Source organism: Polynucleobacter sp. JS-JIR-II-50 (assembly GCF_018687895.1).
Classification (GTDB): Bacteria; Pseudomonadota; Gammaproteobacteria; order Burkholderiales; family Burkholderiaceae; genus Polynucleobacter.
In genome coordinates this window covers 1,785,961-1,805,167 of sequence record NZ_CP061307.1, presented here as the reverse complement: position 1 = coordinate 1,805,167, position 19,207 = coordinate 1,785,961, and the positions used below count along the sequence as shown (strand labels likewise).

Below are 19,207 nucleotides of genomic sequence, written 5' to 3'. Positions count from 1 at the left end.
TACCAATTAAAAACTGCGATATTTTTCGACCCTTAAACCGTTGGCCGTAACCCGCAATTCTAAACTGTGTGGGGCTTTGGAGGTGATTTGCAGGGGGTTTTGCCCCCTGTAGGGCTATTAGTCCTGTCCAGGCTCGACGCCACGCTGACGATTGCTGTGAAATTCCTCACGATATGCGCTAAAGCGGTCTTTGCTGAGAGCCTCGCGGACCTCTGTCATCAACTGGAGGTAGTAGGACAGGTTGTGGATGGTATTCAGCTGGGATCCCAGGATTTCATTGGCCTTTTGGAGGTGATTTAAGTAGGATCTGGTGAAGTTTTGGCAGGTATAGCAGGCGCAGGTAGGATCCACAGGGCGATCATCGTCCTTGTATCCAGAATTTCGTAGTTTGAGGTCCCCAAAGCGGGTAAAAAGCCAGCCATTGCGGGCATTGCGGGTTGGCATTACGCAATCGAACATATCAATACCCAGGCTAACGCCCAATATCAGATCTTCTGGAGTGCCAACACCCATTAAATAATGAGGCATATGTTCTGGCAATTTTGGCGCAGTGAAATTCAGAATTCGCTCAAACTCGGGTTTAGGCTCTCCCACTGATAAGCCGCCAATAGCAATCCCATCAAAACCTTGCTGACTTACGGCATTCAATGAAAATTCACGAAGATTCTCAAACATGCCGCCTTGAACAATGCCAAAGAGTCCGTTGCCTGTATTCAGTTCGCGAAAACGCTTGAGAGAGCGATCGCCCCAGCGCAAAGACATCTCTAGTGATGCACGAGCTGTTTTTTCAGAGGTAGGTTGACCTTTGATTTCGTAAGGAGTGCATTCATCAAATTGCATTGCGATATCGCTATTGAGCACCGCCTGAATTTCCATCGACACTTCTGGAGACATAAATAATTTGTCGCCATTAATTGGAGATGCAAAAGTCACGCCCTCTTCAGAGATCTTGCGCAGCGCGCCCAAACTAAATACCTGAAAGCCACCTGAGTCAGTGAGGATCGGTTTGTCCCAACCCATAAAGCGATGCAAGCCACCATGTTTTTTGATCACATCTAATCCTGGTCTTAACCAGAGATGAAAAGTGTTACCCAAAATAATTTGTGCCTTGGCTTCATTCAAATCACGCGGCGTCATTGCCTTGACGGTGCCATACGTTCCCACGGGCATAAAGATGGGTGTTTGCACGCTGCCATGTGGAAGGTCAAGCTGACCAAGGCGGGCTGGGCTTTGCGAGTCGCGCGCCAGGATATTGAAGTGAACGGGTTTGGTCATAACTTTGGATTCTCGAGTCGACAAAGAAACATCGCATCTCCATAGCTGAAGAAACGATACTTCTGATGAATGGCATGTTGATAAGCAGCGCGAATGTTTTCCATTCCCGCAAAAGCACTGACCAACATTAATAAGGTAGATTTTGGCAGATGAAAGTTGGTTAACAAACAATCTACTGTTTTAAATTGATAGCCTGGGGTAATAAAGAGATTCGTTTCACCGCTCCTTTGCCCGCTAGCAGCCTGGCTCTCTAGTGCGCGCAGACTAGTGGTGCCTACCGCAACAACTCTGCCACCATTTTTCTTGGTGACCTCAATGGCTTCTAATGTCTCATTGGGAATGGAGAACCATTCGTAGTGCATCTTATGTTTTGAAAGATCTTCTTCACGTACAGGAGTAAATGTTCCTGCACCGACATGAAGTGTGACGGTTGCGTGATTTACACCAGCATCCTTTAGCTTTTGCAAAATTGCTTCATCAAAATGTAAGCCTGCTGTTGGGGCAGCTACCGCCCCTGGATTTTTGGCGACTACCGTTTGATAACGCTGCGCGTCTTCACCATCGGGTTGATGCTCAATGTAAGGAGGTAGAGGGAGCTCACCAAAACGCTCAAGCAAAGAAAACACATTCTCCGGAAAACGCACCTCATAAAAACGTCCGTCATAGCCAATCATCTCTACGGGGAAAGTTTCGCCTGCTGGATTATGGATATGAACAATCGTTCCAGTCTTGGGTACCTTGGAGGCTCTAATTTGTACCCAAGCCTGCTTTTCACCACTAATGCGTTCAATGAGTAGCTCCACATTCCCGCCAGTCTCCTTTTTGCCGTGTAAGCGCGCAGGAATGACCTTAGTGTCGTTAAAGACTAATAAGTCCCCAGGCTGAAGAAGACTCAGAATGTCCTTAAACTGTCGATCTACCAATTGGACATGATTTGGCCCATCAACCTTCACCTCTAAGAGGCGGCTATCGGTTCTATTCGCCAAAGGATGTTGGGCGATTAGTTCGGGTGGGAGTTCGTAATTAAAGTCGGAGAGTTGCATAGCATTACCATCAGGTATTAGATTTTAACGATGACTACTAAACAAGCGCCAAGCACACTCCAAAAGATGGGTTTAGACAGCCCTATGGCCCTTGCTTTGCACTTGCCGACCCGTTATGAGGATGAGACTGAGCTACTCACCATCGAGGAGGCAATTGCCCAAGGTCGGTTTAACTCCGCTCAGACCCAAGGCGTAGTTATTCGCAATCAGGTCTTGTTTCGGCCCAGAAGGCAGATGGTAGTCACCATCGAGGATGACACTGAAACCTTAAATCTGCGTTTTCTGAACTTCTACCCCAGCCAACAAAAACAAATGGCTGTCGGGGCCAATATTCGAGTCCGCGGTGAAGTACGCGAAGGTTTTCAGGGTCCGGAGATGGTGCATCCTACTGTGAGAGCTGTAGCTCCAGATGCGCCTTTGCCTGCTAGTTTGACCCCAGTTTACCCGGCAAGCGTTGGAGTTTCGCAAGCGATTATTCGTAAAGCAGTGACACAAGCCTTACGTGACCCAAGCCTGCAAGATAGTCTGGCTGAGTTCTTGCCCAAAGAACTGATGGCAGAGTTGTTGCCAAGTCATGATTGGCCAAACTTGCAAGAGGCGATTATCTATTTACATCAACCGCCTGCCGATGCCAATACTCAGGCATTGCTAGAGCGCACTCATCCTGCTTGGCGTCGAGTGCAGTTTGAGGAGCTCCTTGCCCAGCAAATTTCGTTAAAGCGTGCGCATGCCATTCGTCGAGAGCGACATGCACCAAGTTTTGTAAAAAATAAAGATGAGAGTAAAGGCAAGAAAGAGCAGCTAAGCTTTGAAGCGGGCTTGCTGAAAGTATTACCTTTTAAATTAACTAATTCTCAAGAGCGCGTTTGGTCTGAAATTAGTCATGACCTTTCACAATTATTTCCGATGAATCGCCTTTTACAGGGGGATGTGGGTAGCGGTAAGACCGTAGTGGCTGCCTTAGCTGCGGCGCGGGCGATGGATTATGGTTATCAAGCCGCCATCATGGCGCCTACGGAGATCTTGGCTGAGCAGCACTACCTCAAAATGAAAGAATGGTTTGAACCTTTGGGGGTCAGAATCGCTTGGCTGTCAGGAAGTCTGAAAGCCAAAGAAAAACGATTGGCGCAAGAAGTGATCGAGAATGGGCAAGCTCAACTCATTATTGGTACGCATGCTCTTATTCAAGAAAATGTGAGCTTTGCCAAACTTGGCCTCGCAGTGATTGATGAGCAACATCGCTTTGGAGTGAGGCAGCGTTTAGAGATTCAGCAACGGGTTGGCTCAGAACTGTTTTACTGCCATCAACTGATGATGTCAGCAACACCAATACCACGCACTTTAGCGATGACCTACTATGCCGACTTGGATGTCTCTGTCATCGATGAATTACCTCCTGGCCGAAAACCGATTGCTACCAAGGTAGTTAAAGCCGGCCGCCGTGATGAGGTGATCGGTGGTTTGCAAAGTTGGTTATCCAAGGGGTTGCAAGCGTACTGGGTGTGCCCTCTCATTGAAGAGTCTGAAGTGCTGCAATTGCAAACAGCAGTTGAGAGCTTCGAGCAACTGACACAGGCTTTACCTGACTTTAAGGTTGGCTTGGTGCATGGCAGATTAAAAGCAGAAGAAAAAGCATCAGTCATGGCCGCCTTTAAGGCAAATGAGATTCAGCTTTTAGTTGCCACTACGGTAATTGAGGTTGGGGTAGACGTACCCAATGCAGCATTAATGGTAATTGAGCATGCTGAGCGCTTTGGTTATGCCCAGATTCATCAATTGCGCGGGCGCGTGGGTAGGGGGTCTGCAGATTCGGTCTGTATTTTGATGTACGCCGAGCCCCTTTCAATGGCCGCCAAGGAGCGCTTGCAAACTTTACGTGAGACCTCAGATGGTTTTGTGATTGCGGAGCGGGATTTATCACTGCGTGGTCCAGGTGAATTACTGGGTGCGAAGCAATCAGGAGATGCGATGTTGCGCTTTGTTGATTTGCAACGCGATGCCTGGTTAATTGAGTTAGCTCAACAGGCGGCTGAGCGCTTACTTGCTGAGCATGCAGATCTGGTGGAGCGTCATTTAGAACGCTGGCTCGGATCTCGAGCAGAATTTCTAAAGGCTTGATAATTAACCTATGAATGTAAAAGAGCGTTTTATTTCTTATGGATATTTAATCAGGCTGGATAAGCCGATTGGCACGCTATTACTGTTGTGGCCTACGCTCTGGGCCCTTTGGTTGGCAAGCAGTGGTGTACCTGATTTATCCATTTTGCTGATCTTTACTGTCGGTACATTTTTGATGCGGAGTGCAGGCTGCGCAATCAACGACTATGCTGATCGTGATTTTGATCGTCATGTTAAGCGTACCCAAGGTCGCCCAGTCACGAGTGGAAAAATCTCGGGTAAAGAGGCTGTAGCTGTGGCTGGGGTATTGGCCTTAATTGCGTTTTTACTCATTCAGCCTCTGAATGTATTTACAAAGCAACTATCCGTGCTTGCTTTGCTAGTGGCCTTCGTCTATCCCTTTACAAAACGCTTTTTTGCCATGCCCCAAGCTGTCTTGGGTATTGCTTTTGGCTTTGGTATTCCGATGGCGTATGCAGCTATTTTGGATTTCATTCCCCTAGAGGCATGGTTCTTATTCATTGGGAACATCTTTTGGGCGATCGCCTATGACACAGCCTATGCCATGGTTGACCGCGATGATGATCTGCGCCTAGGGTTGAGAACATCGGCCATTACTTTTGGTCGGTACGATGTCGTCGCTATAGCAATAAGCTACGGGATGCTTTTTCTGAGTCAGTTATGGGTAGCGCAATTGGCTAACTTGAGTAATTATTTTTTAGTGGGCTGGTTCGCAGCATTCGCTTGCGCAATCTATCACTTGAAGTTGGTTTCAACCCGCAATAGAGATAATTGTTTCAGAGCATTTCGCCATAACAACTGGTTAGGCGGATTTTTATTTCTGGGAATTGTGTTGGGCCTAGCAATTAACTAGGCCGAAATAGGTAACAGCTTAACTCTGACCTAGTTCATCACCCATCGTTTTGCCACGCTGACTGGCTGCATCAATCGCTTTTTCTAAAATCTCGTGCCAACCTTGTTGCTTCATGACATCTAGAGCGGCAGCAGTGGTTCCGCCCTTTGAAGTGACTCTCTCGCGCAGAACACCAGCGTGTTCATCAGAGTTATGGGCGAGCTGTGTAGCCCCTTCAAGAGTGGCATAAGCCAGCTTGCGCGCCGTCCCTGAATCAAGACCGAGTTTCTCTCCAGCAGATTGCATTGCCTCTAAAAATGCAAAGACATATGCTGGGCCGCTACCAGAAACAGCAGTTACTGCATCCATCAGCTTTTCTTCTTTTACCCAAACGGCTTGACCTACTGCATTACAAATGGTTTCTGCTAAGGCCCGATCAGACTGATCTACAGCGGCATCTGCAAAAAGACCGGTAATGCCTTTACCAATTAAGGCTGGAGTATTTGGCATGGCGCGCACACAGCGTGTGTGATCAAGCCAGCGACTCATATCCTTTAGGCGAATACCGGCAGCGATACTCAGAATGAGTGGACCAGGGGCACTGGCATGCTTTAACTTAGACGCCAAACCTTTAGCAACGACATTGAAGTCTTGGGGTTTGATTGCCATAACAAGCACATTATTTTTAGAGAAATCAAAAGCGATGTGCTCCAGAGCGCCAATGCCTTGAACACCAAAATCTTCATGTAACTTTAGGGCAGTTTCAGCATTAGCTTCTACAACAGAGATTTGATTGGGTTTGAATCCGTTAGCAAGAAGGCCGCTGATGAGGGCGCGCCCCATATTGCCACCGCCAATAAAGGTAATGTGCGCATTGCTATTGTTTTGTGCGATTTTGTTTGTGCTCATTTGCTAATCTTATCGCGCTTCCCGAAAATAGCTGTACCAACGCGAACTACAGTGCTGCCTTCAGCGATGGCGGCCTCTAAATCATCGGACATGCCCATCGAAAGGGTGTCAAAGAACTGGTAGCCAAGCTCAGTGAAATGGCTGGCTTGTATACGCTTGAAACAATCTTGCACTGCTGCAAACGCTTGGCGTTGCAAGATGGGGTCTGAATTAGGCGCTGGAATAGCCATCAAACCCCTCAGAACCAAGTTTGGTAAAGAGGCGATGGCGTTGCAAAGCTCTTCGACTTCAATTAGAGAGACGCCACTTTTACTGCCTTCTTCGCTCACATTGATCTGTGCACAAACCATTAATGGCGGTAAATCTGGAAACTCACCGCGTTGGGCAGATAGGCGTTCTGCAATTTTGAGGCGGTCCACACTATGAACCCAATCGAAGTATTGGGCCACTTCTCTGGTTTTATTGCTCTGCAAAGGGCCAATGAAATGCCAGGTTAACCAAGGGCGTAATTTGGCTAGCTTCTCAATTTTTTCAACGGCCTCTTGCACATAGTTTTCACCAAAAGCTGATTGTCCAGCATGCATAGCTTCTTCAACGGCAGCAGTAGGAAAGGTCTTGCTAACTGCCAAAAGCTCGATTTCTTCGGGCTCACGCTTTGCTGCTAAGGCGGCAAGTTCAATCCTTGCTCTGACTTGCATCAGATTGACAACGATGGAATTCATGAGGCCTTAGAAGATTTGCTAAGTAATTGATCTACGATTTCAATCCAATGCACTACTGGGGTGTCTTCTTGCTGCAGATGAGTAATGCAGCCAATGTTTCCAGAAACAATGACCTCTGCACCAGATTCCTCGCAGGCAGCGTTTAAGTGAGTTAACTTGTTTTTACGAAGTTGCTCAGAGAGTTCTGGTTGAGTAACAGAGTAAGTACCCGCAGAACCGCAGCAAAGATGGCTATCGGCACATAAACGCACGCCAATACCAATACTAGAAAGCAATCCCTCAACCTTGCCGCGAATTTGTTGGCCGTGTTGCAAGGTGCAAGGCGGGTGATATACGACGCCTGGTTTTGGATCTGTTCCTACCAGCTGCACCAGCTCATTTTGTAAGGAAGGTAGTATTTCAGAAATATCTTTGGTCAGATCTGAAATCTTTTTCGCTTTGGCTGCATAGATAGGATCATTTGCAAATAGATGTCCATAGTCTTTCACCATCACACCGCAACCAGATGCTGTCATCACAATGGCTTCCACACCACTTTCAACCAAAGGCCACCACGCATCAATATTTTGCTTGGCATTATCTAAGCCGCCGGCTTGATCATTGAGGTGATAGCGTAGCGCACCACAACAAGTGGCATTGGGCGCGCTAATCATTTGTATCTTCAACGCATTAAGAACGCGCGCTGTAGCTGAATTGATATTTGGGAGCATGCCAGGTTGTACGCAACCTTCGAGTAAAACCATTTTGCGCTGATGGGCTGTAGAAGGTCTTGCGTAAGCATCAGTGGAATCGGCCAGTGCCTTATTAACAGTTAGCGGAATCTTGCGCTTGATACCGCTTGGCATTAACGGACGCACTAAGCGACCTAGGGTCATAGCCGTATTAAATAAGGCGGGCTTAGTTAAACCTTCTTTTAGGGCCCAACGGGTCAAGCGTTGGCCGATTGGGCGCTCAGGCGTATTTTCTTCTGCCCACTTGCGACCAATGTCTATTAAGTTGCCGTATTGCACACCACTCGGACAGGTGCTCTCACAATTACGGCAAGTTAAACAGCGATCTAAATGCAGGCGAGTCTTTTCAGTGGGTGCCTGCCCTTCGGCGATCTGCTTAATCAGATAGATGCGTCCGCGAGGCCCATCTAACTCATCACCCAGTATTTGATAGGTGGGGCAGGTGGCCGTACAAAAGCCACAGTGAACACATTTACCCAGAATGCGGGCTGCCTCGATACCTTCCGGCGTGTTGGCAAATTGAGGGGCGAGTTGAGTTTGCATAGAAAGGCTTATGGAAGACGTTTAGTAGCGAATACACCTGAAGGATCAAAAGCTGATCTCAGGCGTTCTTGCACTGCCTCAAGGGCAAAGGAGTGAGCTTGCTCGGATAGCAAGGTAAAGCGCTGATTGCTGGGGTCTACACTGGCACCCTGTCTAAAGCGAGTTGCATGTCCGCCATGGGAATTAGCAATGGCCTTGATGGCTTTAAAGGTCGCCTCGTTACCAGGCGCTGTAATCCAACGTTGTTGACCATGCCACTCCAGAACAATTTGATCATTGGCGCCTGGAATATGAAGTGGTCCACATGCAGCAGGCAGGGATAAACGATAAAGCGTTTGATCGGCACCTAGATTGGCAAATGCAGAAAGTTTTTGCTCACGTAAATCATTCCAGAAATGTTCAGCAATATCTTCTTTGACCTCAGTAGCCATCACTACAGAGCTCATCAGAGGAATTGCAGCCTTTACGGCTGCTGCCGCACCAGCAAGACGGAAAGTTAGCTCTCCATCTCCATCTTTAGCGGAGCCAATCCAGCAGCTTGCAGATAAAGGTAGTGGCTGTCCAGCCCATTCATTTAATATCTTGAGGGCTTTCTCTTGGGAGATCTGGCAACGTAAGGTTGCGGTCGCCGCAGGTTTAGGTAAGACCTTGACTGAGGCTTCTAACAAAAGAGCAAGTGTTCCCAAAGAGCCAGGCAGTAAACGAGAGACGTCATATCCCGCTACGTTCTTCATGACCTTACCGCCAAAGGAAAGATCTTGGCCTTTGCCATCAATAATGCGAGCACCCAATACAAAGTCGCGGAAGTTGCCCACAGTAATGCGCCCTGGGCCAGCAAGGCCGGCGGCAATTGCGCCACCAAAGGTTGCATGTTCACCAAAGTGCGGTGGTTCAAAAGCAAGCACCTGATTCTTTTCTTTGAGAGCCGCTTCAATTTCTTTTAGTGGAGTGCCAGCACAAGCGGTGATGACTAATTCTTCTGGCTGGTACTCCAAAATACCGGAGTAAGTACGTGTATCTAGTTTGGTGTAGCTATTCGGGTTGCCATACCAAGATTTAGTGCCACCGCCTTCAATCGAGAGCGGGGTTTTATTCTTAGCTGCATTGAGAATTTGCTCTTGGAATGCATTAATTTGTGGATGGGAGTGACTCATTAGAAGCGCTCCAATTCTGGGTGAGGCAATTGGCCGCCGCTAATACGCATACGCCCATATTCGGCGCAGCGACTCAAAGTCGGAATAGCTTTATCTGGGTTGAGCAATTTTTCTGGATCAAAGGCGCTCTTCACGCCCCAGAAAGATTCGCGCTCACCTTCACCAAACTGCACACACATCGAATTAATTTTTTCGATACCAACGCCATGCTCCCCAGTGATCGTGCCGCCGAGTTCTACACAGGCTTCTAATATTTCAGTGCCGAATTCTTCTGCACGATGCCATTCTTCTTGGTCAGCACCATTAAACAAAATCAGGGGATGCATATTGCCGTCACCCGCATGGAATACGTTTAAACATCCAAGGCCATACTTTTCTTCCATACCCTGAATGCGCTTGAGGAGCGTAGCAATGTGGCGGCGAGGAATAGTACCGTCCATGCAATAGTAGTCAGGTGCTAGGCGTCCAGCTGCTGGGAAAGCGTTCTTGCGCCCACTCCAAAACTTTAAGCGCTCGCTTTCATCTTTAGAAATCTGTATTCCACTAGCGCCAGCTTGCTCAAGTACCTTGGTCATGCGCTCAATTTCTTCGGCAACCTCTTCTGGGGTGCCATCAGATTCACAGAGCAAAATAGCGGCCGCATCTAAGTCATAGCCTGCATGCACAAATTCTTCCACAGCACGAGTGGTAGCTTTGTCCATCATCTCCAAGCCAGCAGGAATAATGCCGGCAGCAATAATGGCAGCAACTGCATTACCACCTTTTTCAATGTCATCAAAACTCGCCATGATGACACGAGCCAATTTTGGTTTCGCTACCAACTTAACTGTAACTTCAGTGACCACTGCGAGCATGCCTTCACTACCCATGATGATGGCGAGTAGATCGAGTCCAGGCGCATCTGGTGCTAAGCCCCCAAATTCAACGATCTCACCGTTCATGAGTATTCCGCGCACACGCAGAACGTTGTGCAGAGTGAGGCCGTATTTAAGACAGTGCACGCCACCAGAGTTTTCATTGACGTTGCCACCGATCGAACAAGCAATCTGAGAGGAGGGGTCTGGAGCGTAATACAAACCGAGATGGGCCACTGCTTCAGAAATCGCAAGATTGCGCACGCCAGGCTGAACGACCGCAGTGCGAGTAAATGGATCAATGCTGATAATTTTCTTGAGCTTGGCTAGTGACAGTACCAATCCCTGAGAAAGAGGCATTGCCCCACCCGAGAGCCCAGTTCCGGATCCACGAGGTACCACTGGTATTTGCATCGCATAGCAAATCTTCAAAATTTGGGCAACTTGCACTTCTGTTTCTGGCAAAGCTACTGCCAAAGGCATCCGACGGTAGGCGGCTAGGCCGTCACATTCGTATGGAATGGTGTCTTCTGGCTCCCATAGAAGGGCATGTTCCGGTAGGATTGGGCGCAAGGCTGCTACCAATTTGGACTGAAGGGCGCTAATAGCGGCTAATTCGGGGGGTGGGGTCACCATATTCATAAGAATCATTTTAGCCATTTACCTATAATTAAGCTCATGGGAAATCGACTATCAAAAATCGCCACTAGAACCGGTGACGCAGGAATGACGGGCTTGGGTGACGGAAGTCGCGTAGAGAAGGATCACCTGCGGGTCTGCGCCATGGGCGATATCGATGAGTTGAACTCTGAAATCGGGGTTTTAATGACCGAGGACATCCCAGCAAGCATTTCTGCTGAATTACAGGAGCTTTTTCTGCAGGTGCAACATGATTTATTCGATTTAGGGGGCGAACTTTGCATCCCTAACTACAAACTGCTCAATCCTGAGCATGTAGCGCAGTTAGATGTTTGGCTTGAGAAATACAACAAACAATTGCCCCCTTTGACTGAATTCATTTTGCCGGGCGGTACTCGCGCTGCTGCACAAGCCCATGTTTGTCGCACCGTATGTCGCAGGGCCGAACGTTCGATTGTTCGCTTGGGTTGGGAGGAGCCTTTATATGATTCCCCTCGTCAATATGTCAACCGCCTATCTGATTTGCTCTTTGTGCTTGCGCGTATTTTGAATCGTGCGGCTGGTGGTTCGGATGTGATGTGGAAGCACGAAAAAAAAGAGACTAAATAAATTAGTCTCTTTTATCAGTAGCGCTTAAAAAATACTGCAGTATTACTTTTTCTTACTTCTGCGTTTCTTAACGGCCGTAGCTAGACGCTCTAGCACCTTTACGGAGTCATCCCAGTTGATGCAGGCATCGGTAATGCTCTTGCCGTATTCCAATTTGCTTGGGTCATCTTTTCCGGGGGTAAATTTCTGGGCACCATCATTCAAATGACTCTCAATCATCACGCCAAAAATCTGATGTGAGCCAGATTCAATTTGCTGTGCTACATCATCAGCAACCACAATTTGACGTTCATGTTTCTTGCTTGAATTGGCATGGGATAAATCAACCATCAAACTGGCTGGAAGCTTTGCTGCTTCTAGCTCAGAGCAGGCCGCTTGCACAAAATGAGCCTCGTAGTTTGGCTCTTTACCACCACGCAAAATGACGTGGCAATCTTTATTGCCTTTAGTTTCCACAACGGATACTTGACCGTTTTTATGAACGGATAAGAAATGATGTGGACGACCTGCAGCTTGAATTGCATCAGTAGCAATTTTGATGTTGCCATCAGTACCGTTCTTAAATCCGATAGGTGCAGATAAGCCAGATGCAAGTTCGCGGTGAACCTGGCTCTCAGTAGTGCGCGCACCAATAGCACCCCAAGAAATTAGGTCAGCAATATATTGCGGAGAAATCACATCCAAGAATTCGCTACCAGCAGGCATGCCAAGACGATTAATTTCCATCAATACTTGGCGAGCAAGGCGCAGCCCCTCTTCGATGCGATAGCTTTCATCTAGATACGGATCGTTAATCAAACCCTTCCAGCCAACAGTTGTACGTGGCTTTTCAAAATACACGCGCATCACAATTTCTAATTCACCAGAAAGACGCTCGCGCTCAGCTAAAAGACGCTGGCAATATTCCAACGCTGCTTTTGGGTCATGAATGGAGCATGGTCCGATGATCACGAGTAAGCGGTCATCCTTGCCATGAATAATGTCGCGGATCTTTTTGCGAGTGTTGCTGATCAATGCTTCGGTGGGCGTTCCAGAAATCGGAAAGAAACGAATTAAATGCTCTGGCGGAGGCAGAACAGAAATGTTATCAATGCGTTGATCGTCAGTATCTGAAGTCTTGTCGACAGCGGAGTACCAATTAGCGGGATTCGTATTTTGTTGGCTCATCCGGCTATTTTAAGCCGTAATTAGCCAATATTAGGCAGTCCCACCCACAGTCAGGCTATCAATCCTCAGGGTAGGCTGCCCAACCCCGACTGGAACGCTTTGCCCTTCCTTGCCGCAAACCCCGACCCCACCGTCTAATTTCAGGTCATTTCCGATCATGGAAACCTGTTTTAGGGATTCTGGTCCACTACCAATAATGGTGGCGCCTTTGACGGGATATTGAATTTTGCCGTTCTCAACCCAGTAGGCTTCTGAAGCGGAAAACACAAATTTGCCGCTAGTGATATCAACCTGGCCACCACCAAAGTTCACTGCGTATAAACCGCGCTTGATGCTGGCAACAATTTCTTGAGGATCATCTTTGCCGGCCAACATATAGGTATTTGTCATGCGCGGCATTGGTAGTGAAGCAAAACTTTCACGACGACCATTGCCAGTGAGGGGCATGTTCATGAGTCGGGCATTCAGGCTATCCTGGATGTAGCCCTTCAAAATGCCGTCTTCAATTAAGGTAGTGCATTGAGTTGGAGTACCTTCGTCATCGATATTTAAAGAGCCTCTGCGTCCAGATAAAGTTCCATCATCCACAACAGTGACGCCTTTAGCTGCAACACGCTGTCCAATCCGACCAGCAAAAGCAGAGGATCCTTTGCGATTAAAGTCGCCCTCGAGACCATGACCAACCGCCTCATGCAATAGAACGCCAGGCCAGCCCGGTCCCATGACTACTGTCATTGGGCCAGCAGGTGCTGGGCGAGATTCGAGGTTAACTAGGGCTCCGTCAACAGCTTCATCGACGTAACGATTAATAAGTTCTTCGTTAAAGTAAAGATAGTCATGACGTGCACCGCCGCCAGACGAACCTGATTCACGTCGACCATTCTGTTCCGCAATCACGTGTACTGAAACGCGCACTAGCGGGCGAACATCTGCAGCTAGCAAGCCATCTGCTCGCACAACCAATACGACATCAAATTCTCCAGCCAGACTGGCCATTACTTGAATAATGCGCGGATCACGTGCTTTAGCACGGCGCTCAATACTTTCTAGTAACGCAATTTTTTCTTTCGGCTGAAGAGAGTCTAAAGGATTGACGTCCGAGTAGAGTTTATTAGATACGGGGTTAAATAGTTTGCTTGCAACCGTCTGCTTGCCACCCTCGGGCCCAATTACTCGAGTAGCTTTGGCTGCTTTATTTAAAGCTTCTAAATTAATTTCATCCGAATAAGCAAAAGCTGTTTTATCGCCATAGATAGCGCGCACACCGACGCCTTGATCAATATTAAAGCTGCCGGATTTAACGATGCCTTCTTCAAGACTCCAGCTCTCACTACGAGTATGTTGGAAGTAGAGGTCTGCATCATCAAGGCGATGGGCAAATAAGTTGCCGAAGGTGCCGTGCAAGTCTTGCTCGGATAAGCCTGTTGGTTCGAGCAAAATAGATTTGGCTAATTTGATGAGGTCTGCTTGCTTTTTAGATTTAGTCCAATTGGCAGGAAATAGCGCTTCTGGTGCATTCATGTGGTTCAGCAGATCTTTCTTTAAAGCTTGCGATGCGCAAGTGCGGGTAACTTAGAGCGTACCTCGTTTAATTTATCTTTGCACAAAACCCCAGAAATAAAGCCCTCCCCCTCAGGGAGGTTGGCTAAGATAATACCCCAAGGATCAATCAGCATGCTGTTGCCCCAAGTGCGACGTTGATTTTGATGAATGCCGCCTTGGGCGGAGGCTAATACGTAGCATTGGTTTTCGATAGCGCGAGCGCGTAATAGGATTTCCCAATGGTCCTTGCCAGTTGTATAGGTAAAGGCGGCTGGGATGATATGGCAATCTACCTGTCCAAGGGCACGATAGAGCTCTGGGAAGCGTAGGTCATAACAAATACTCAAGCCAAATGTCCAATCATTTCCATGAATAGAAATTTTTAAGAGGCCCGGCTCATTGCCAGCCTCAATCGTTTCCGATTCTTGATAACGCTCAGTTGCTGTTTGAAAACCAAATAAATGGATTTTGTCGTAACGAGAAATTTGCTCGCCGGCAGGATTAAATACAAGGGTTGTATTAAGTACTTTATTGGAATTTTTTGCTTCCAGTGGAATAGTGCCTGCTACTAGGTAAATATTATTTTGTTGCGCAATATCCGACAGTTGCTCTTGGATGGGGCCGCTTCCAAGGCTTTCGCGGGCGTGCACCTTATCGGTATCCTTGAGACCCATTAAGCAAAAATACTCAGGCAAGACGGCTAGTTGTGCGCCTTCAGTTGCGGCTGAGGCGATGAGTCTGCTCGCCGTAGATAAGTTCTCCCGCAAATCAGGTGTTGACACCATCTGAATGGAGGCAATCTTGAGGTCTGCGCTATTTTCTGAGGGGTTCATGATGATTTAGTTAACAATTTTATTGGGGCTACCTAAATTGCTTGGATTGCTTTGTGGCCCTGAGTTACTACTGTTCGGTTTGCTTTGCTCTTTTAACAAGTCTTTACTGCGAATAGTATCTAAAGTTTTTGAGTCAATTGGCTGACCCTTTTGATCAAGGGGAATCACTTCTGGGTCATCCCAAGAGCCCTGGACCAAATAGTCTGACTGGAGATTACGGTTGATTTGACTCGTAATTAAATACTGCCCAACCAATGCGCCCAGACCCACAATTGGATTAATGGCAAAGGCGGCCAATGAGCCAGCTGTTGCATCAATTGTTGGGAATATAGTGACACGCAAATCTTGCGTTTGTTTGGGGATATTAATTTGCCCATTCATAGCAACCCGTGCTTGATCTAAACCCATTGTGAATTGTTTTGTTTGAGCAACTCCAGAGCTAATATCAAAAGAAGCATCAATAGAATTAAACGGAGTTCCCTTAGTCACAATATTGCCCAAACTTCCCTGTAGGTCCAAAGTAGCAAATCTAAACAAACTTTGTAGGCTGAGAACGTCAAGTAGCTTGGCGCCGCTAGTATTCACCTCCAACAGGCGACCTTTTTCAAGATTCAAAGTTACCTTACCGGCTAGGGTGTCGTATTGAGGTGTGAAAGGGGTGCCATCCCACTCCACGTTACTGGTCAGTTTGCCCTGGCCGCCTTCGACTGATTTTTGGCTAGTCCAATGTTCAATAATTTGACCAGCATCCTTAATGACTAAATCAACATTCACCGTTGTGTGTTCAGCTTGATTCTGGGTGGCACCAACCCAGCGCCCAGTCAAAACAGAGCTGCCTTGGGGATTATTAAATTGGATGGAATCCATATTGAGGACGTTGTTATTTGTCCTGGTTTTAATTTTCACCTGACCAAGTTGAGCCTTGCCCCAGTTGAAGTCATCAATAGCTAAGTCAATACTGGGAATGGAGTCAGGATTAATCGCAGTTTTGATGGGAAGATTTTTTGAGGCTGGTTTTTTGACCTCAATTGGAGCACTGACTTTATCGGGAAACTTGAGTCGCGCTAAGCGCCCAATAATTAAACCGCTTGGTTGTGACTTATTAGGCTCCGTGTATTGCAATTGACCAGCGATGGAGGGTGAGGTAATGCGCATTTGCCAGGCAGCCTTTTTATTGCTTGCTGAAAAATTCAGATCCTGCCAAGGGCGCTCAAACAAAATTACTTTTTTTACTTGGGCGGCAATTTGAATATTGGTTGGATTGTTTTCTTCTGCTTTAGAGGCGCCTTTTTTCTTTTGGCTTTCTAAAAAATCTTGCCATACATCGAGATTAAGTTCTGCACCTGCAAGATTGAGTTGAAATCCTTGGGTCGGTGGGACTGCGGCAGTGCCAATGCCTAGCGCATGACGAAGAGTGTCATCGCTGCCAAGTTCGCCTTGAATAAAGTAGGCATCACCAATTTTTCCATCCCATGTAAATCGAGTGGAAGAAGTGGGCGATTTTGCAAAGGTTTTCAGAGTTAACTGGCCTGACATGGGCGTCCCCATCTGCTTTTTCGCGGGGGCCGGCGCTGAACTAGCCCAATCACGCATATCAATCTTGAGATTGGTTTCGCTATTGCCTTTATTGAAATGAATGGTGCCCTCATATCTTGCAACGCCGCTCAGGGCTTGCAAAATCGGCAGCACTTGAACCGATGAATCCTTTACAAAGTAGTCTCTAATAAAGCTAGCGCCAATATCGCCTGAAATGTTATAGCTCTGGCCGCCTTGATTTGGCTTTGCGCTTGAAATGTTGATGGCGCCACCAAGGAAGTTAGCGGTGATATCTTCGAATTCAGGATTGATCTCGGTTATGCGAATCTTTCCTTTGAGGTTATCCAGGGGCGGCAAGTCGTCCCACTGGACTCTGTTGCCAGGAAAAGTTAGTTGAATGTCAGTTTTGGTGTCTCCGTTACCAGACAGGGGAATGCTGAGACCTAAGCTAAGGTTAGTGGGCCCTGTAACCTTTAGATTGCGCTCAAGCGCAATTTGTTTTTTACCGACAGGTGAGGCAAATAGATATTCAAGCAGTTGTGGGGCGTCACCTTGAGCCTCACCATTCACCGTCAGAAGTAATTGCTTTGCGCTCACACTAGGAATTTCTGCATGAAATTTGCTTAGTGCCACCTGTTTGTAGCTTGCTTGATCGATATCTACCGTAAAGTTGGCATTCTGCATATTGATCATGCCATTTACTTTATTGAAGGCGGGCCAAATACCTTGTGCGGTAGATGAGCTTGGTACTGGGCTGAAGGTGGCGCCATTAATCGGCAGCTTGAGTGTGAATTCTCCTGAGCCTACTTTAGGGAAGGGCACTGCATTAGGGTCACCTTTAATGTGCAAGCTACCATTTTTGATGATGCCTGCATCAAACGCCTTACTTAAATAGGATTTGGCATCGCTGCCCATGCCAACAGGTAAATAACGATAGGCGGTTTTGAGGTCAGCCCGAGCAAAATCCATGTCCAGATCCATGAAGTCAGGATTTTTACCTTCACCAAGGATGTAATTGAGATTGAGCATTGTTGAAATCTCGGAGTTACTGAGTGACAACTGCTTTGCATTAACGACCCAATTCCCTTTTTGTTTTGCCCAAGAAATTTGACCATTGGCTTGATCAAGCTTGATTTTTGGATCAACCAATAAGTCGTTAACGTCGACCTCTAGATCGGTTGATTTAATCGAGAAGCTCCCTTTGTTTTGGTCGGCAGAAAGGAAGCCAGACAGCTTGGATACTGAGGGCATGGTTTTATTGATGCCAACAAAACCGATGTCGATGAGTTTTCCGCTCACAGTAAAGTCTACTTTGTTTGACTTGAACCATCCGCCGGGAATATTGAGAGCGGATAAGGGCGACTTACTTTCAGACCAATTGATATCGAGATCTTGTAGCTCACCATCGGCTCGCGAGGCTTTAATCCATTGATGAACTTTTTTAGATAGCGGAAGATTGAGAGCAAACAAGGCAATATCCTCAACTGAAATCTTTGGCGATGAAAAACCAAACTCTTTAATTTCCCCATCCCCTGCCGGTGGTCTCCAGCGGAAAGTCATTGGGCTTAAATTCTCGAGGGGGGTAGAGTTTGAGCTCTCAATATCTCGCCAGGCAAATGTTTTAGTAGTGACCGATATCAATCCATTATCAGTTTCTTGAATCAGGTTAGTTTCTAGTCTTCCAAGTGCAATGGCATCTTCATTTTTAGATAGTTGAATAGTTAAACGATCGGCAGCAAGGTAAATTTCTCCGCCATCAGGTTTGCCGTTATCAATTTTTAATTTTCCATTGGAGCTCACCACTCCCTCAAGTGTATTGAGCGAGAGAGCAAATTCATTTGCTATTTGAGTGAGCTGGAGTTCATTTAAGCCCCAAGAGATGCTTCCAATCCAATCACGCCAATTACCCGCTTGGCCGCCGATATGGTGTACTAGGTCAATATCAAGTGAGGCTGGACCTTTGGTCCAGGGTGTAATGACACTCAGCGAGCCTTGATGACTACGAATGCCATTGATAAGAGAAAGGCTCTGAATATCTATCGAAGTAATGGATTTCTTTTTGAGTTGATCATCCCAAAATAATTTCACATGACTGAGATGAATCTCATTTTGAGCAAAGAGCCAATTCTCCGTGGAATAGTCGTTGGAATTTCCGTCTATGGGGATGCCGGCTACAGTAATAACGCCCTTACTGTTACGTTGCCCATAAATTTCAGCACCCTCGATATTGAGCTCATGAAAGAATGGCGTTAGGTGATAAAAAGTTGCCCAGCTGAGTTGACCATTAATTTTCTGAATGAATAAGAGCGGTTTCGCTTTATCGGCACCGTTGAAGCGTAAGCCTTCAATTTCAAAATTAGGTCTAATACCTGTCCATGAAACTTGTAGAGAGTCCATAGATACGTCTGTACCAATGCGGGCGCTAATGAGTCTTTCAACTGAGACTTTAGATTTCTCAATTTGCGGCCAAAGAACAAACCGTACACCCACATGCACCAGCACACAAAGAGCCAAGACAATACCCGTCAAGATGAGTGCACGCTTATGCCAGGCCCCGTTCGAACCTTGAGGACGTTTAGCAAGCACGCTCTTGAGGCGAGGTGGGATGATGTTTTGCGGCATGGCCCCTATTATCCTTCAGCCCTAGCTTGATCGCCAAGCTTCTGGCTTGGGTCTCGG

Annotated in this window: 14 protein-coding genes; 3 read left to right on the top strand and 11 right to left on the bottom strand. The window is 47.1% G+C overall.

The genetic code is table 11. The annotated features are described in order from the left end of the window. Positions 1 to 117 precede the first annotated feature (117 nt). Positions 118 to 1,275 carry a tRNA guanosine(34) transglycosylase Tgt gene (gene tgt, locus FD963_RS08940; RefSeq protein ID WP_215362056.1) on the bottom strand — a complete coding sequence of 386 codons (1,158 nt, stop codon included), beginning with the start codon at positions 1,273 to 1,275 and terminating at the stop codon, positions 118 to 120. After that, the gene (queA, locus tag FD963_RS08935) at positions 1,272 to 2,318 is read right to left on the bottom strand and encodes a tRNA preQ1(34) S-adenosylmethionine ribosyltransferase-isomerase QueA (protein WP_215362054.1); all 1,047 of its coding nucleotides are present in this window, start codon (positions 2,316 to 2,318) and stop codon (positions 1,272 to 1,274) included. Before queA ends, tgt begins: the two co-directional genes overlap by 4 nt. Positions 2,319 to 2,348: 30 nt before the next feature. On the opposite strand from queA, the gene recG reads away from it, so the two are divergent. Together recG and ubiA are read left to right on the top strand one after the other, a co-directional pair. Then, positions 2,349 to 4,436 (top strand): ATP-dependent DNA helicase RecG, encoded by a 2,088-nt coding sequence (gene recG / locus FD963_RS08930; RefSeq protein ID WP_215362052.1) that lies wholly within the window; start codon positions 2,349 to 2,351, stop codon positions 4,434 to 4,436. Positions 4,437 to 4,446: 10 nt separating this feature from the next. Then, positions 4,447 to 5,310 carry a 4-hydroxybenzoate octaprenyltransferase gene (gene ubiA, locus FD963_RS08925; RefSeq protein WP_215362050.1) on the top strand — a complete coding sequence of 288 codons (864 nt, stop codon included), beginning with the start codon at positions 4,447 to 4,449 and terminating at the stop codon, positions 5,308 to 5,310. 18 nt (positions 5,311 to 5,328) lie between these two features. On the opposite strand, the gene proC is transcribed toward ubiA, so the two are convergent. The 5 genes from proC to FD963_RS08900 are packed head-to-tail and all read right to left on the bottom strand — an operon-like array spanning position 5,329 to position 10,853. Next, positions 5,329 to 6,198 carry a pyrroline-5-carboxylate reductase gene (proC, locus tag FD963_RS08920; RefSeq protein WP_215362048.1) on the bottom strand — a complete coding sequence of 290 codons (870 nt, stop codon included), beginning with the start codon at positions 6,196 to 6,198 and terminating at the stop codon, positions 5,329 to 5,331. Then, positions 6,195 to 6,920 (bottom strand): YggS family pyridoxal phosphate-dependent enzyme, encoded by a 726-nt coding sequence (locus tag FD963_RS08915; RefSeq protein WP_215362046.1) that lies wholly within the window; start codon positions 6,918 to 6,920, stop codon positions 6,195 to 6,197. Before FD963_RS08915 ends, proC begins: the two co-directional genes overlap by 4 nt. Further along, entirely contained in the window at positions 6,917 to 8,194 is a 1,278-nt protein-coding gene (gene glcF, locus FD963_RS08910; RefSeq protein ID WP_215362045.1) for a glycolate oxidase subunit GlcF, read from the bottom strand. Before glcF ends, FD963_RS08915 begins: the two co-directional genes overlap by 4 nt. A gap of 8 nt (positions 8,195 to 8,202) precedes the next feature. After that, entirely contained in the window at positions 8,203 to 9,348 is a 1,146-nt protein-coding gene (glcE, locus tag FD963_RS08905; protein ID WP_215362043.1) for a glycolate oxidase subunit GlcE, read from the bottom strand. Next, positions 9,348 to 10,853 carry an FAD-linked oxidase C-terminal domain-containing protein gene (locus FD963_RS08900; protein WP_251367361.1) on the bottom strand — a complete coding sequence of 502 codons (1,506 nt, stop codon included), beginning with the start codon at positions 10,851 to 10,853 and terminating at the stop codon, positions 9,348 to 9,350. Before FD963_RS08900 ends, glcE begins: the two co-directional genes overlap by 1 nt. Positions 10,854 to 10,880: 27 nt before the next feature. On the opposite strand from FD963_RS08900, the gene FD963_RS08895 reads away from it, so the two are divergent. Further along, positions 10,881 to 11,450, top strand: coding sequence for a cob(I)yrinic acid a,c-diamide adenosyltransferase (locus FD963_RS08895; protein ID WP_215362041.1), 570 nt, complete (start codon positions 10,881 to 10,883; stop codon positions 11,448 to 11,450). A 42-nt stretch (positions 11,451 to 11,492) separates the two neighbouring features. On the opposite strand, the gene FD963_RS08890 is transcribed toward FD963_RS08895, so the two are convergent. The 4 genes from FD963_RS08890 to FD963_RS08875 are packed head-to-tail and all read right to left on the bottom strand — an operon-like array spanning position 11,493 to position 19,150. After that, positions 11,493 to 12,617 carry a 3-deoxy-7-phosphoheptulonate synthase gene (locus FD963_RS08890; RefSeq protein WP_215362039.1) on the bottom strand — a complete coding sequence of 375 codons (1,125 nt, stop codon included), beginning with the start codon at positions 12,615 to 12,617 and terminating at the stop codon, positions 11,493 to 11,495. 30 nt (positions 12,618 to 12,647) lie between these two features. Next, positions 12,648 to 14,138 (bottom strand): metalloprotease TldD, encoded by a 1,491-nt coding sequence (gene tldD, locus FD963_RS08885; protein ID WP_251367221.1) that lies wholly within the window; start codon positions 14,136 to 14,138, stop codon positions 12,648 to 12,650. A gap of 20 nt (positions 14,139 to 14,158) precedes the next feature. Then, positions 14,159 to 14,992: a carbon-nitrogen hydrolase family protein gene (locus FD963_RS08880; protein WP_215362037.1), complete on the bottom strand. Its 834-nt coding sequence runs from the start codon at positions 14,990 to 14,992 to the stop codon at positions 14,159 to 14,161. Between the two features lie 6 nt (positions 14,993 to 14,998). Further along, a complete protein-coding gene (locus tag FD963_RS08875) occupies positions 14,999 to 19,150 on the bottom strand; it encodes a YhdP family protein (RefSeq protein ID WP_251367220.1) in 4,152 nt (1,383 codons plus the stop codon). Positions 19,151 to 19,207 lie beyond the last annotated feature (57 nt).